Here is a 16102-nt window from a genome sequence, read left to right as displayed (position 1 = left end):
CAATTAGTCTAGTAGCTTGAATTATACAGTCACTATTTTACTACAAAAAGCTTATTTTCCGGTATATTTAAATAATTTAATACTATTTCTAATGACTTAATTTGCCATGAATATTTTAAATTATTAATATAGATACGATCATATTCAAGAGCTGATTCTTTTAATATAATTAATCTAGGCAAAACTTGTAGTAGCCAATGATACCAATTTTCAGAACCAGAAGATGAAATTACTGCTAATTTTCCATTAAAATATGAAGGATTTTCAGTATTAATATCTCGTTTTTTTAATAAACGATGTTGATCACCTAAGCTTGTTTGAGTATCTTGTAGAAGATAACCTTCTTGAGTTAAAATTCCACCTTCATTAATTACTGTGCCATTTGGTCACTCTCAAATAAGCGTAAGCATTACTAATATAGAGAAAGGTAAAAATTATGAATATAAAATATCTCATAAAGAGAAAGAAAGATAATTAAAAATTTGCATTGCAAGCTTGGCAGCGACTTACTCTCCCATGCCTTATGACATAGTACCATTAGCGCTACGAGGTTTCACGTTCGAGTTCGGGATGGGATCGTGTGTTTCACTCATGCTATAACCACCAAGCTAGCAATACAAACTTTTAAAAAGATAGATTTGTATTATAGTTTGCTGTTAATGTTGTTGCACGACTCAAAAAAATTCTTAACATCATATCTTAACTTTTACTACGATACTCAGCAAAATAATTTTTGCTAGATATCGTGGCGGGGCTACAGTATAACATTAGTGATGCAATAACATTTTTATTAGTTGATAAAGCTATTTAACCTGATAACTTTGTGAGTTGATACTACACTCTTATAACATTAACACTATATGCATATGTAATCTCACAGCAAAGTAAATCAATCGAGCTATTAGTATCGGTTAGCTACACACATTACTGTGCTTCCACACCCGACCTATCAACGTGGTGGTCTTCCACGGCTCTAATGGGGAAGTCTAGTTTTGAGGTGGGTTTCCTGCTTAGATGCATTCAGCGGTTATCCCTTCCGTACTTAGCTACCCAGCTGTGCCGTTGGCACGACAACTGGTCCACCAGGGGTACGTCCACCTCGGTCCTCTCGTACTAAAGGCAGATCCTCTCAAACTTCCTACACCCACGGCAGATAGGGACCGAACTGTCTCACGACGTTCTAAACCCAGCTCACGTACCACTTTAATCGGCGAACAGCCGAACCCTTGGGACCTTCTTCAGCCCCAGGATGTGATGAGCCGACATCGAGGTGCCAAACGATTTCGTCGCTATGGACGCTTGGAAATCATCAGCCTGTTATCCCCGGAGTACCTTTTATTCGTTGAGCGATGGCCCTTCCACTCGGGACCACCGGATCACTATGACCGACTTTCGTCTCTGCTCGTCTTGTCAGACTCGCAGTCAGGCTAGCTTATGCCATTGCACTCTAAAAGTTGATTTCCGACCAACCTGAGCTAACCATCGCGCGCCTCCGTTACTCTTTGGGAGGCGACCGCCCCAGTCAAACTACCCACCATGCATTGTCTCGGATCCTGATTCAAGGATCTCGGTTAGATGTCAAGAACCAAAAGGGTGGTATCTCAAGGGTGACTCCACAAAGGCTGACGCCTTCGCTTCGTAGTCTCCCACCTATCCTGCACATCTGATTCCTAACACCAGTGCAAAGCTATAGTAAAGGTTCACGGGGTCTTTCCGTCTGACCGCGGGAACTCCGCATCTTCACGGAGAATTCAATTTCGCTGAGTCGATACTGGAGACAGTGGGGAAATCGTTACGCCATTCGTGCGGGTCGGAACTTACCCGACAAGGAATTTCGCTACCTTAGGACCGTCATAGTTACGGCCGCCGTTCACTGGGACTTCAATTCAGAGCTTGCACCCCTCCTTTTAATCTTCCAGCACTGGGCAGGCGTCAGACCCTATACGTCGTCTATTGACTTTGCAGAGCCCTGTGTTTTTAATAAACAGTCGCTACCCCCTAGCTTGTGCCACCTGCACATGGTTGCCCATATACAGGTCATCTTTCTTCCGAAGTTACAGATGCAATTTGCCTAGTTCCTTCAGCATCGTTCTCTCAAGCGCCTTGGTATACTCTACCTGTCCACCTGTGTCGGTTTCGGGTACGGTCTATAATGAAGGTGTTATTTCCTGGAAAATATTCACCGCACAATCAATCCAATAAGACTGTACAATTTACTATTGTCGTCACATCCTTCAGGTTCAGGAATATTAACCTGATTCCCATCAATTACGCCTTTCAGCCTCATCTTAGGGGCCGACTAACCTTGCGCAGATTAACTTTACGCAAGAACCCTTGGACTTTCGGCGAGAATGTTTCTCACATTCTTTATCGCTACTTATGTCAGCATTCTCACTTCCGATACCTCCAGCAAACCTTACGGTTCACCTTCGCAGGCTTACGGAACGCTCCGCTACCATTTATGCCAAATGCATAAACCCGCATCTTCGGTACATGACTTGAGCCCCGTTACATTGTTGGCGCAAGAAAACTTATTTAGACTAGTGAGCTATTACGCTTTCTTTAAATGATGGCTGCTTCTAAGCCAACATCCTAGTTGTTTTGGTCTTCTCACATCCTTTAACACTTAGTCATGATTTAGGGACCTTAGATGGCGGTCTGGGCTTTTTCCCTCTCGACTATGGACCTTAGCACCCATAGTCTGTCTGCTATGCTGTACTCATCGACATTCGGAGTTTGATTGAGTTTGGTAAGTCTGTGGGACCCCCTAGCTCATTCAGTGCTCTACCTTCGATGGTAATCGCTATAACGCTCTACCTAAATAGATTTCGCGGAGAACCAGCTATATCCGAGTTTGCTTGGCCTTTCACCCCTAACCACAGCTCATCCCCTACTTTTTCAACAGTAGTGGGTTCGGTCCTTCAGTGGATTTTACTCCGCTTTCAACCTGGCCATGGCTAGATCACCCGGTTTCGGGTCTAATTCATCTAACTAAACGCCCTATTCAGACTCGCTTTCGCTACGCCTACACCTAACGGCTTAAGCTTGCTAGATAAACTAAGTCGCTGACCCATTATACAAAAGGTACGCCGTCACAAGACATATAAATACGCTTGCTCCGACTGCTTGTAAGCATTTGGTTTCAGATACTATTTCACTCCCCTTGTCGGGGTACTTTTCACCTTTCCCTCACGGTACTTGTTCACTATCGGTCACTAGAGAGTACTTAGGCTTAGAGGGTGGTCCCCCTATGTTCAAACAGGATTTCACGTGTCCCGCCTTACTCAAGGGCTTCAAACTTTTTACCTATACGGGACTATCACCCTCTATGGTCAACCTTTCCATGTTGTTTTAGTTATTTTTTTGAAGCCACTGGCCTGGTCCGCATTCGCTCGTCACTACTAACGGAGTCTCGGTTGATGTCCTTTCCTCCAGCTACTTAGATATTTCAGTTCGCTGGGTTTGCCTCATATAGCTATGTATTCACTATACAATACCTAATAAATTAGGTGGGTTTCCCTATTCGGAAATCTTCGGATCAAAGTTTATTCGCAACTCCCCGAAGCTTATCGCAGCGTATTACGTCCTTCATCGCCTTCTAGTGCCAAGGCATCCACCAAATGCTCTTATTATATTTACTTATGCTTTTAACTTGAGATTACACGATGCATACAGAATTAATTTCACAATTATTTTCAGCATCTACTCACGATATAAATTTTTATTATCGCAGTGTATTTAGTTTTTAGCTTTATCAACTTTTTAAACAGCTACAAAGCTTTACGTTTCAAACTTTGTGTGATGATTTTATATCTATATTTTTAAAGCTTGTCAAACACTAATTTCAAATAATTTTAATTTTATTTCTTAATGAGAGGGCTTAAAGTTATTTAAACCTCTTTTTAAAGTAGGCTTTGTCGGCTTTTTGTTTAGATTTGCGGTCCCTAATTTTGTATCTACCTTACCGCCTAAATCTTCAAACAAAAATCTGCCTTTTTGTAAAACATGATTTACTACTGTCATTTCTCCTTCTCTGTTTATCAAACCGCTTTGCGTTTTAACAAACAATAAATTACCGTCTTTTCTAAAGACTAGATTTTCATCAATTGCAAAATCTTTAGTGATACTTAAATTACCGTTCTTATTAAATTTACCTAAAATATTTTTCTGTAAATCAGCAAATGCGGCATGAGCGTAATTTTGAAATTTCTTTTATTTGCTTTGGATCGTTTATATGTTCGGCGGCTTTGTTAATAAAGCCGCTAATTTCATATTGAGATGTTTTACCATGTGGAGTTTTTTTCACAAGAAATTGAGTTTCCGTAAATAGCTTAGTTTGATCCTCTACTTCATCATCTACTATATTAATTACTTTCCTTTTTACAGAATAAATATCACTATTCTTTTCAAGCTTTGAGGTACACTCCTTAACGTCTCAATTATCATTAAACCTAACTTCTTTTTTATCTTTACCCATAATAATACTGTTATTTTAATACTGTATCTTTTAAAATATTTGTACCACGTAAAAATTCTTCTATATTCAAAGCTTTTTTACTCTCTTGCTGCAGTTTTTTCACTCGTAATATACCGCTTCCACAAGCTATTTCCAGCTTATCGCTAATAACGGTACCGGAAGTAAAGTGATGATCCGCATTTAAATATTCTGCTTCAAGGATTTTAATTATTTTATCATTATAACTAAAATATGCTCCGGGCCAAGGATTCATGCCCCTTATTTTACAATCTATTTTATATGCGGATTCATGCCAATTAATTTTTCCTTCTTCTTTAGTTAATTTATGAGCATACGTAACGCCGTCACTTGACTGTTTTATTGGTACTATATTATCGATATTTGCAAGTATTTTAATTAATAACTCCGCTCCGAGATTTGCACATTTGTTATGCAGTTCTTCCAATGTTGTTCTTTCTTCTAAATCAAAATCTTCTTTCATCAATATATCACCTGTATCAAGCCCTGTATCCATACGCATAATACATACACTACTTTTCCGGTCACCCTCTATAATAGTACGCTGCAGAGGAGCCGCTCCTCTGTGACGAGGCAAATCGGATGGATGGATATTAAGACAGCCGTATTTCTTAGCTTCTAATATAGCTTGCGGCACAATAAAACCATATGCAATAACAACTATAATATCAGCATTAACTTTATTAATTAGATTTATTACATCATTACGAAGAGTAGAAGGAGTATAAACAGGAATTTGATGCTCAAATGCTAATTGATGTATTGGAGATTTAGCTAAGTTAAGTCCTCTGCCCTTAGCTTTAGGTTGCTGTGTAAAAACAGCTTTAACTTCGTGATGAGTTATAAGTTTTTTAAGAGCGGGAACAGCGAATTCAGGCGTTCCCATAAAGATTACTTTCACACTATATTATTTTTGAGTTTCTTAAGCTTACGAAGTACTACATCTCGTTTTAAATTACTTAAATAATCAATCATAAGCTTACCTTCTAAATGATCATACTCATGCTGGATCACTCTTGCAAGCCAATCATTTGCTTGAAGCTCTTGCGATTTACCATGATAGTCTAAACACCTAATCTTTATAGATTCCGGTCTTGCCACCTCAATACGTTGCTCTGGTAATGAGATACAACCTTCGTTAGCCGTAACTAGTTCTTCTGATTTTTCTATTATTTCAGGATTCACTATAAAAAGCGGATAAAAATCTTTTGGTCTTGCTACCGAATCATGATCTTTTATATCAATTACTAAAATACGTTTCAATACCCCTACTTGTACTGCTGCAAGCCCTGCACCGTCTTTATGGTACATAGTTTTAAGCATATCATCCATAAATTTTCGTGTTTGATCGGTAAACTCTAAAACCGGCTGAGATTTCTGCTTTAATCTTTCATCAGGTGCCGTTACTATCGGTAATATTGACATAATAAAATCTTAATATTTTATTTTAAAATACCATAAAATCACCAAAATGTAAAGAAAGCAAACCTGCCTAATTCCAGCAATAGTTGCATAATAAACTCACCTATTTGCAATAATTTGTTGAATTAATAATATTTAGTAAAAAATAATAGCAAATATCAGATAACATGTTAATAAATAAGGCTTACATAAAATTAAGGAGGAATAATAATGCATTGGGGTGATATTGAAGAAATTGCCGAACAACTCGAAGAACATTGTAGCGATCAGTATAATGAAAAAAAAATTTCATTATTAAAGCTAGAGAAACTGATTAGAGACTTAAAGGACTTTGAAGATGGAGAGAAAAAAGTCGAAGAAGTTACATTAGAAGAAATTTTAGACAAATGGGAAGAATTACGTGAAGAAATTAGAGAAATCGATTAAGTAGCTTTTGAGTTATTTTCAGACATTTATAAATTAACTTTATAAAAATACATTATAATCAATAAAAATATAGCAACTGCCTGAAAAAAAACTCTTAAAGTCATTAACTTTGAACTAAATTTCTTATCAAACTTTCCTCCGATAACCATCGACACTACCCCTATAATAAGAACCGCAACGGTTAAACCAATCGCAATTAATAACCACATCATAATTTATTACCAATATATCACTTTCCACACAAAGATTATATGCTTTTTCTCTTTTAAATCAATTATCTAATTAATATTTGAGATTTGGTTAAAAAATTCACTAATTCTTCGTAAAAAAATAATAATTCAAGGAACACAAATTTATCAAATATAGATAATTCAACAATTACTTTAAAAGAAAAAGAGATATTAGGCTCTTGCGTTCTTATTAATTTTTGCCCTAAAATATCTAAAAATACAAATAATTTAATTTTCTGCACGCAAGAACCTAGAGTATTTTATTTTGAGAAACCTAGTCCTATGGCTAAAATATTTATTAATGCTCATGGTGGAACATGACTTGCTCCATGCAAATTTGTTTAAATTAAGCTTTCTGAGTTACACTAATATTATCTATCAGTTTAACAAAAGCACCATTTCCTAAAACATTAGCACAAGTGATCACAGGATCAAATAAGATATAAAAAGAGCTGTAATCAGAGACATCATATTAGTATTAAAACCTAGATATTGTTCAAGTATAGGGAGCATTACAATAATTCCGCCACCTGGTTAGGTGCTACTGAAAATTTTGCCAATACAAAATAAAAAGTAAAAATAAAATAATTAAATAAAGTAGGTTCAGCTAATCCATAACTTTTTAGTATAGTATAAGCCAAAATCGGTATAACAAAACAATCGCCAACAAGATGTATATTTACTGTTATTGGACAACGGTACGAGCGAGTGCTTTATTATTTGTATTATTTTCCGCTCCTATTATACTAAGTGGCATACTTATAACACTAGACATTGCACTAAGTCCACTCATAGACACTGGCATCATATTACTGAGGCTAGCTATGAATTCCTTAACTCGACAGTTACTTAAAATAAGCAAGAAAGATATAACCAAACTGAGCAAATGCGATCGTCACAAAAATGAACATATAATCTTTAATAATTATATCTAATACTTCATCAAACTGTAGTTTTACGATAAAGCCCATTATAAATAAGGGAATTATATAGATAAACAATCGCAATATTTTTGCAACAACTGCTTCTAGCTTGCAAGCCAATCCAATTGCAACTTCAGCACACAATTTTGAAGAAATAAAGCCTAAGATTAATACTACTAAATACGATTTGATCATTAGAAACAATATTAGGAAAATTAAAGCAACCATAAAGGCTTTAAGCTATCATTTTCTATAGGAGAGATCATTGATAAATCGAATTGATATATGTATATACCTACATAATGACTTATGCAGGTAGAACAAAAATTAGACCCACATACTAGTAATAATATTAAGAAAACTATACGTATTGCATCTTTGGCTAGCATTACAACAGATTTAAAAAGTAAGCCAAAAATAATTAAAGGCAGAAATAATCCAATTATATAGATTTAATAGATAGACTTATTGAATACAATAACCTTTGTACTTCTAAACTCATTAGTGGGTTTAACAATATGATAGCTATGGATAATAGCCATTAAAATAAGTGGCATTTTACGCAACATAAAACTTACCTAATAATAATTAGTTAATTTAAATAGATGGATATAATTAAAAGAAAGATATAGAGATATTGTTACCGTCTTAGACCGGTTGTAGTAGTAAAAAAAGACTGGAAAGTTAATATTTGCATATTCATAAATTCAATATACAGTTATGATAGAGAGAAAAATTAGTGTTGCAATACTTTTCTAGAAGTTCTTTGGGGGGTATTGTTAACTAAAAGCAGATCAATTAATAAATTAACGTCATTGCGAGGAAAATTACAAAGTAATTTGTACGTCCGCAATCTCAGGAGTTTTATTATTTCATGAGATTGCCACGTAGCCTATAGCTGCTCGCAAGGTATTGTTGCGTGAATCAATTTCACCTCTGTGTCATCCCGTGGTGTGACCACGGGGTGACACAGTGGGTTTTACCGGTCCACGCAACAATACCTCCTCGCAATGATGACTTAGGTATCTACGCAAAATGCTTTCGCAAGAATGACATCGAGAGCTTTTTAAGAGCTATGCGGGCATAACAACGCCTCAGCCCTTACACCTCTTCAGATTGCTCTAATCCCTCTTCCTCTAACTCACTATCTTCTTCACTTTCAGAAGTTTCAGCAATTAAAGAGACAGACACGACTTTTTCACCATCATCTAGCTTAAATAGGATTACGCCGCTAGTGTTACGTCCCGTAATACGTACTGACTCAAGTTTACAGCGAATTAACTTACCGCTATTGGTAATTAGCATTAACTCATCATCCATTTTAACCGGCATAACACCAACGACTAAACCAGTTTTGTCGTTAATATCCATATTGATTATACCGCTGCCGCCACGGTCAGTAATTCTATAGCCATAAGCTGAGCTTCTCTTACCAAAACCGTTCTCAGTTACGGTTAAAATGAATTCTTCAGACTTTGCCATTTCCAAAATAGCCGGGGCAGTTAAGCTTACGCCAAGTTCTTCAGGATTAAACGCCTCACCTTTAGCAATCTCTAATCTCTGCTCCCACGGCACGGATAAATAAGCATCTCTATCCTCTTTTGTACTACTAATACCTTTAAGCACAGTCATAGAAATTACGGAATCCTCTTTGGCAAGCTTCATACCTCGTACCCCATCGGAAGTACGGCTCTTAATAACACGCAGTGATTCAACAGCGAATCTTAAAGCTTTACCGGCTTTGGTAGCAAGTAAAATATGCTCGTCTTCTTTACATGGTTTTACGTCTATTAATTTATCGTCCTCATCAAGCCTAATAGCAATTTTACCGTTCGACTGAAGCTTTTTGAAAGCTAATAAATCGCTTCTTCTGATATTACCCTTGGCAGTTGCGAACATAATGTTTAAATTATCCCTCTCATCCTGATTTTCAGGTAACGGCATAATATTCGTAATATACTCATTTGCTTTCAACGGTAATATATTAACCATCGGTCTACCCTTGCCCTGCGGATTACTTAAAGGCAGTTTATACAGTTTTAAACTATAAACCTGACCGATATTTGAGAAGAACAACATAGGAGTATGAGTACTACCAACAAAAACTTGCGTGGTAATATCTTCATCACGCATTGAAAGCCCTGATCTTCCTTTACCGCCACGTTTTTGCGCACGATAGCTACTGAGAGGTACACGCTTGATATACCCGCCAAGCGTTACGGTTACCACCATTTCTTCACGCTGAATTAAATCTTCTATATCTTGATCAAATTCGCCGAATTCAATTGAAGTAAGACGAGGAGTCGCAAATTCTTCTTTAACTTTAATGAGCTCTGCCTTTAAAATTTCAAGTAACCTTGTACGAGAGCCGAGTATATTAAGATATTCGGTGATTTCCGTAGCGAGGTTCTTTAAATCCTCTTCAAGCTTGTTTTTCTCCATAGCGGTCAGGCGTTGCAATCTCATTTCTAAGATTGCCTTAGCTTGCACTTCGGTAAAGTTACATTTACCCTGTTCGTTTAACATTGCTTTATCATCAACCAACTTTACAAGAGGTAGGATATTTAATGCTTCCCACTGACAAGCCATTAATTCTTGTTTAGCTGCATTCGGGTCATTTGAAGCTTTAATAATACGTATTATTTCATCGATATTACTAACGGCAATAGTGAGTCCTAGTAAAATATGAGCTCTATCTCTTGCTTTATTGAGTAAATATATAGTACGGTTAGTAATTACTACTTCTCTAAAACTAACGAAAGCTGCAATTACTTCTTTCAAATTCATCACTTTCGGTAGCCCGTCTTTAAGAGCAAGCATAATAACACCGAAGCTAGTTTGTAGCTGCGTACATGCGTATATTTGATTTAAGACTACTTCAGCAACTACGTCTTTCTTTAACTCAATAAAAATCCTTACACCGTTTTTATTCGATTCATCACGTAAATCACTTATACCTTCTATACGCTTTTCCTTAACCATTTCAGCGATTTTCTCAATTAGCCTTGCCTTATTTACCATATACGGTATTTCGGTAATAATAATTGCTTGACGGTTATTACCGATATTCTCAATCTCGGCTCGACCTCGCATAATGATACTACCTCTACCGGTAAGATATGCCGACCTAATACCGCTAATGCCTAAAATCATTGAACCTGTAGGAAAATCCGGTCCTTTAACGACTTCAAGTAAATCTAATATTTCTATATCGTTATTATCTATATATAAACAGCACGCATCGATAACCTCACCAAGATTATGAGGCGGGATATTAGTTGCCATACCGACCGCAATACCTCCGCTACCGTTCACCAATAAATTGGGAAACATTGCAGGAAGTACGGAAGGCTCTTCTTCAGAACCATCATAATTAGGGTTAAAGCTGACAGTCTCTTTATCGATATCCTCTACGAGCTTATGCGAAACTTTGGCCATTCGAGATTCGGTATATCTCATTGCTGCCGCCGCATCACCGTCCATCGAGCCAAAATTACCTTGCCCGTCTACAAGCGGTAAACGCAAGGAAAAATCTTGTGCCATACGTACTAACGAGTCGTAAATAGCACTATCGCCGTGCGGATGGTATTTACCCATCACGTCACCGACTATTCTAGCGGATTTTCTATAAGGTTTACTAGCATGATTACCGGCTTCATGCATGGAATAGATAATTCGGCGATGTACCGGCTTTAAGCCGTCCCGAACATCCGGTATAGCTCTACTTACTATAACGCTCATAGCATAATCAAGATAAGATACTTTCATCTCATCTTCGATATTTACCGGTACTAAATTAGAAGAAGATTTATCAGTCACGATTACTTAGCCTTAAATTTAATAAATTATATTTAATAATAGAGACATAATAAATTTCTTTCAAGGATTGCTTGTATTTATAATCGTAGCATTGTTTCTAAGTTACCGATGTCATTGCTGCGGGGCATTGTTGCGCGGATGCCGATGTCATTTCCACGAAAGCGGGAATCTAGTTTTTTAAGCAAATTATATACTAAATTTTTATGTAATTTTCTTTTGTTTTATCATTTTTTACTGGATTCCCGCTTTCGTGGAAATGACATCGGCATCCGCGCAACAATGCCCCGCAGCAATGACATCGAGTTGGTTTTACCAAACCACTTAATAAAGCTTGTAGTTGATATAATGATAACTTTTAAGAATGTTCCTCTTCTTGCTGTTTATACCAAAGTTCGGCATAATAGCCTTGGTGCTGTAGCAAGGTTTTATGGTTGCCCCGCTCAACTATATAACCGTTATCTAAAACGATAATCTCATCTGCATCGATAATAGTTGAGAGTCTATGGGCAATGATAAGGGTAGTATGGTGAGCCGAGATCTCTTTAAGGCTTGCTTGAATTAGCTTTTCGGTTTTAGTATCAAGCGAACTTGTTGCCTCATCAAAAACATATATTGCTGGATTTTTTAAGATGGTTCTTGCAATTGCAATACGCTGTTTCTCACCGCCCGAAAGCTTTAAGCCTCTCTCGCCTACCTGCGTCTCATACCCTTCGGGTAACGTGCTAATAAACTCATGAATATGAGCATTTTTCGAGGCTGCTATAACCTCATCGTAGCTTGCTGCATTATTACCGTATGCGATGTTGTAATATATAGTATCGTTAAACAGTACCGTATCTTGTGGGACAATTCCAATAGATTTACGCAGCGATTGCTGCGTGACTTCTCGTATATCCTGACCATCAATAGTAATATTGCCGCTATTAATATCGTAAAACCTAAAAAGCAAGCGTGATATCGTCGATTTCCCTGCCCCACTACTACCGACTACTGCTAAAGTTTTACCACTCTTGATCGTAAAACTTATATTATGTAAAATCGGACGTTCCTGATTATAAGCAAAGCGAACATTATCGAAACTAACCTCACCTTTTAAGATAATTAGCTCCTTAGCGTTCAAAGCATCCTCTACTTCTGCCGGTATATCAAGCAGCTTAAACATATCTTCCATACTCACTAGAGCGTTTTTAATTTCTCTATAAGCAAAGCCAAGTATTGAAAGCGGAATTGATAGCTGAAATAGATAAGTATTAACCATTATTAAATCGCCGACGGTCATTTTATTTTGGTTAATAGCATTTGCTGAAAGTATCATAAGGGTAACAAGCCCTAAGGATATTATAACATCCTGCCCGATATTTAAAATCGATAGGCTGTTAGTAGTTTTAGTAGCTGATTTTTCATAAGTTTGTAAAGCCTCATTAAACTTTATCGCCTCATATTCTTCATTACCGAAATATTTAACGGTCTCAAAATTCAGTAAACTATCGATTGCTCTATTATTGGCGGTGTTATCGCTTTGGTTCATTTCCCTTGCAAAAGAAATACGCCAAGTACTGATTAGGCAAGTATAACCAACATAAACTATCATTGTTATTAAAATAGTTACGGCAAACCAAATACCGTAAACATACCATAACATCCCGCTGACTAATATAATTTCTACGCTTGTCGGAAAAATATTAAATAACGAATACCGCAGTACCGCTTCAATACCTTTAGTACCACGCTCTATTGACCTACTTAAGCCCCCTGTTTTTCTAGTAATGTGAAAACGCATACTTAAATTATGCATGTACTTAAAGACATTTAGAGCAACTAAGCGAGTTGCTTGATGCCCTACTTTTGAAAAAATGATATTTCGTAATTCACTGAAAATTTGAACAAGTATTTTTGTTCCGCCATATGCAACAATAATCCCGATAATAACCGAAAGAGCAAAGTTTTTATTTAGCCCATCTATTATATATTTATAAACAATAGGAACGAAAATATTTATTACTTTAGCTATGACTAGACAAATAAGAGAGGTAACAATACGCAGGCGTATATCAAAATCCTTCGACCATAAATACGGCAGAAGTAGATAGAATGAATTTTTGCGAGTTTTGTTTTTGGACATTTTGATTGTAGTTTTCAGCATCATTACGAGCGGGCATTGCTCGCGTGGATACTAAATCATCATTGCGAGCGACCGTATGGAGCGTGGCAATCTCATGAAATAATAACAAACTCCTGAGATTGCTTCGTCAATTACTTCGTAATTTCCTCGCAATGACGTTTTTATTAATTACGCTCCGGCAGCAGGTGAAGTCTTCTTTGGCTGATTTTCTAACAGCTTATCTAGCCTTCCCTCTTTTTCAAGATCAAACAGAGCATCACAACCGCCAACATGCATATTATCTATAAATATCTGCGGGACGGTCTTTTTTCCACCGGATTTCTTAATAAATTTTTCTTTCTCTTCCTGAGTAAAATTACTTACTTCAATTTCCTCATAAGCAACATTTTTCTCATCAAGCAATGCTTTAGCTTTTATACAATAAGGACAACTAGCGAGAGTATAAATAATAATTGTGTGTAATATAGCTTTATTCATAATGTTATATTTTTTTGTTAGATTTTATAATATATTATCTTAAACTATAGTTTTTAAAGCAAGTAAAAATGCATGAATAATTTTTCTATTATCTCAGAATATAAACCAGCAGGCGATCAACCAAAAGCAATAGATGAAATTATAGCAGGGTTAAGTAGCAAAAAACGCTCACAAATATTGCTTGGTATTACGGGATCAGGCAAAACCTTTACTATGGCAAATATTATAGAAAGAACTAATCGTCCTACTCTTATTATGGCTCATAATAAAACTTTAGCTGCACAAATCTATTCAGAGATGAAATCGATTTTTCCAAAGAATGCCGTTGAATACTTTGTCTCATATTATGATTATTACCAGCCCGAAGCTTATATAGCACGCACCGATACTTTTATAGAAAAAGACTCATCAATTAACGAACAGATTGATTTAATGCGTCATGCCGCTACAAGATCGCTATTAGAGCGTCGTGACGTTATAGTAGTTTCTTCCGTTTCCTGTATTTACGGGCTTGGCTCTCCCGATTTATATTACCAAATGATGGTTAATCTAGAGCCTGGTCAAAGCTACCCTCGTGATCAGCTACTAAACGATTTGATAAATCTACAATATGAGCGTAACGATATCGGATTTGAGCGTGGCTGTTTTAGAGTTAAAGGCGACAACATCGATATTTTCCCCTCACATTACAGCAATAAAGCTTGGCGTTTATCGTTTTTCGGTAATGAACTCGAATATATCCATGAATTTGATCCCCTAACAGGTGCAAAACTTGCTAAGCTCGATAAAGCTATGGTTTTTGGTAATTCACATTTTGTGATGCCTCAAGAAACGGTCAATAATGCCATATCAGGTATTGAAGAAGAATTACAAAAACGCTTAGAGTTTTTAAAGTCACAAGACAAACCACTTGAAACTCAAAGGCTAAATCAACGTACTCAATATGATCTTGAAATGTTAACGGAAACCGGCAACTGTAAAGGCGTTGAAAACTACTCTCGCTTTTTCACAGGACGTAATGCCGGTGAGCCGCCTCCTACATTATTCGAATACCTACCAGAAGATGCATTATTATTTGTTGATGAAAGCCATGTATCCGTACCGCAAATTAGAGCGATGTATAACGGCGATCGCGCAAGGAAAGAAGTTTTGGTAGAGCATGGGTTTCGTCTACCCTCTGCACTTGATAACAGACCTTTAAAATTTGAAGAATGGGAAAAATTTAGACCACAAACTGTGTTTGTATCTGCAACTCCAGGACCGTTCGAGTTAGAAGAAACCGGCGGCACGGTTGTAGAATTGATTATCAGACCTACGGGGCTGCTTGATCCTGAATGTATTATTAAACCCGCTACCAACCAAATTGAGGATTTAATTAGCGAAATTCAAACCACTATCGCTAAAGGTTTTCGTGTTCTAGTCACCACCTTAACTAAAAAAATGGCAGAAGATTTAACCGCCTATTTGCAGGAGCTAAAATATAAAACTTCTTATTTACATTCTCACGTTCATACTCTAGAGCGTATAGAGATTTTACGAGATTTAAGACAAGGTACTATTGATATTTTAGTCGGTATTAATCTATTAAGGGAGGGGCTTGACATCCCTGAATGCGGCTTAGTTGCTATACTTGATGCAGACAAAGAGGGGTTTTTGCGGTCGGAAGTATCGTTAATACAAACAATAGGAAGAGCTGCAAGAAATAGCGAGGGTAGAGTTATACTTTATGCCGATAAAATGACTAAATCTATTGATAAAGCCGTTAGTGAAACGTTGCGTAGAAGGCAAATTCAGCAGGAATATAATGCAAAACACGGCATAATTCCAAAAACCATCAACCGTACTATTCACGCTTTAGCAGAATTTGAGAAAATCGATAGTAAGCTTGATAAAAAACAAGCTCATACTTTATTTGATAATCCTGCTAAGCTAAAAACCCATATTGATAAATTAAAGAAAGAAATGCTTAAAGCCGCAAGTAATCTTGAATTTGAACAAGCCGCAAAACTTCGTGATCAGCTAAAAACTCTAGAAGAGGCGGCACTCGAGTTGAGTTAATGGTGTGCGTTGTGGGTACCAAAATCGTCATCGTCATTGCGAGGAAAAACTGTAAATTTTGACGCAGTAATCTCAGGAGTTTGTTATTATTTTATGAGATTGCCACGCAGCCTATGGCTGCTCGCAATGA

The 16102-nt window shown here is 36.9% G+C and carries 11 protein-coding genes, 2 rRNA genes and 4 pseudogenes; 3 read left to right on the top strand and 14 right to left on the bottom strand.

All coding sequences use genetic code 11. From position 1 onward, the window contains the following. Positions 1-32: 32 nt before the first annotated feature. From RMA_RS10575 to def, 6 genes and pseudogenes are all read right to left on the bottom strand, one after another. Positions 33-182: a hypothetical protein gene (locus tag RMA_RS10575; protein WP_238375518.1), complete on the bottom strand. Its 150-nt coding sequence runs from the start codon at positions 180-182 to the stop codon at positions 33-35. 311 nt (positions 183-493) lie between these two features. Continuing rightward, positions 494-608: ribosomal RNA gene (gene rrf / locus RMA_RS01520) — 5S ribosomal RNA — on the bottom strand. Between the two features lie 272 nt (positions 609-880). Then, positions 881-3641: ribosomal RNA gene (locus RMA_RS01515) — 23S ribosomal RNA — on the bottom strand. A 226-nt stretch (positions 3642-3867) separates the two neighbouring features. Beyond that, positions 3868-4306, bottom strand: a pseudogene (locus RMA_RS01510) (hypothetical protein). Between the two features lie 181 nt (positions 4307-4487). Further along, the gene (fmt, locus tag RMA_RS01505) at positions 4488-5396 is read right to left on the bottom strand and encodes a methionyl-tRNA formyltransferase (protein WP_012152528.1); all 909 of its coding nucleotides are present in this window, start codon (positions 5394-5396) and stop codon (positions 4488-4490) included. Then, a complete protein-coding gene (def, locus tag RMA_RS01500) occupies positions 5393-5920 on the bottom strand; it encodes a peptide deformylase (RefSeq protein ID WP_041404541.1) in 528 nt (175 codons plus the stop codon). Before def ends, fmt begins: the two co-directional genes overlap by 4 nt. A gap of 207 nt (positions 5921-6127) precedes the next feature. Between def and RMA_RS01495 the strand changes: the two genes are divergently transcribed. Further along, a complete protein-coding gene (locus tag RMA_RS01495) occupies positions 6128-6343 on the top strand; it encodes a Fe-S cluster assembly protein IscX (protein ID WP_010976937.1) in 216 nt (71 codons plus the stop codon). A gap of 26 nt (positions 6344-6369) precedes the next feature. Here the strand turns inward: RMA_RS01495 and RMA_RS01490 are convergent, their stop codons facing one another. The 5 genes and pseudogenes from RMA_RS01490 to RMA_RS10565 all read right to left on the bottom strand — a co-directional run bounded on the left by RMA_RS01490 (position 6370) and on the right by RMA_RS10565 (position 7691). After that, on the bottom strand, positions 6370-6555 hold the full coding sequence (locus tag RMA_RS01490) for a twin transmembrane helix small protein (protein ID WP_014365340.1): 186 nt from the start codon (positions 6553-6555) through the stop codon (positions 6370-6372). A gap of 140 nt (positions 6556-6695) precedes the next feature. Further along, positions 6696-6815: pseudogene (locus tag RMA_RS10570) on the bottom strand (peptide deformylase); the annotation flags it as partial. Positions 6816-6919: 104 nt separating this feature from the next. Beyond that, positions 6920-7214 (bottom strand): annotated as a pseudogene (locus RMA_RS11895) (cation:dicarboxylate symporter family transporter). Between the two features lie 44 nt (positions 7215-7258). Then, positions 7259-7366 carry a transporter gene (locus RMA_RS01480; protein ID WP_238375517.1) on the bottom strand — a complete coding sequence of 36 codons (108 nt, stop codon included), beginning with the start codon at positions 7364-7366 and terminating at the stop codon, positions 7259-7261. Positions 7367-7418: 52 nt separating this feature from the next. Continuing rightward, complete coding sequence (locus RMA_RS10565; protein WP_238375516.1) at positions 7419-7691, bottom strand: hypothetical protein; 273 nt, start codon at positions 7689-7691, stop codon at positions 7419-7421. Between the two features lie 114 nt (positions 7692-7805). On the opposite strand from RMA_RS10565, the pseudogene RMA_RS11890 reads away from it, so the two are divergent. Next, positions 7806-8078, top strand: a pseudogene (locus RMA_RS11890) (hypothetical protein). 519 nt (positions 8079-8597) lie between these two features. On the opposite strand, the gene gyrA reads toward RMA_RS11890, so the two are convergent. From gyrA to grxC, 3 genes are all read right to left on the bottom strand, one after another. Next, a complete protein-coding gene (gyrA, locus tag RMA_RS01460; RefSeq protein ID WP_041404538.1) occupies positions 8598-11315 on the bottom strand; it encodes a DNA topoisomerase (ATP-hydrolyzing) subunit A in 2718 nt (905 codons plus the stop codon). A gap of 355 nt (positions 11316-11670) precedes the next feature. Continuing rightward, positions 11671-13437 carry an ABCB family ABC transporter ATP-binding protein/permease gene (locus RMA_RS01455; RefSeq protein WP_041404537.1) on the bottom strand — a complete coding sequence of 589 codons (1767 nt, stop codon included), beginning with the start codon at positions 13435-13437 and terminating at the stop codon, positions 11671-11673. 168 nt (positions 13438-13605) lie between these two features. Continuing rightward, complete coding sequence (gene grxC / locus RMA_RS01450; protein ID WP_014365335.1) at positions 13606-13914, bottom strand: glutaredoxin 3; 309 nt, start codon at positions 13912-13914, stop codon at positions 13606-13608. Positions 13915-13986: 72 nt separating this feature from the next. Between grxC and uvrB the strand changes: the two genes are divergently transcribed. Then, on the top strand, positions 13987-15972 hold the full coding sequence (uvrB, locus tag RMA_RS01445) for an excinuclease ABC subunit UvrB (RefSeq protein WP_012152522.1): 1986 nt from the start codon (positions 13987-13989) through the stop codon (positions 15970-15972). The last annotated feature ends 130 nt before the right edge of the window (positions 15973-16102 follow it).

It is taken from the genome of Rickettsia massiliae MTU5, assembly GCF_000016625.1.
GTDB lineage: Bacteria > Pseudomonadota > Alphaproteobacteria > Rickettsiales > Rickettsiaceae > Rickettsia > Rickettsia rickettsii.
This window is presented reverse-complemented; position numbering and strand designations above follow the sequence as displayed.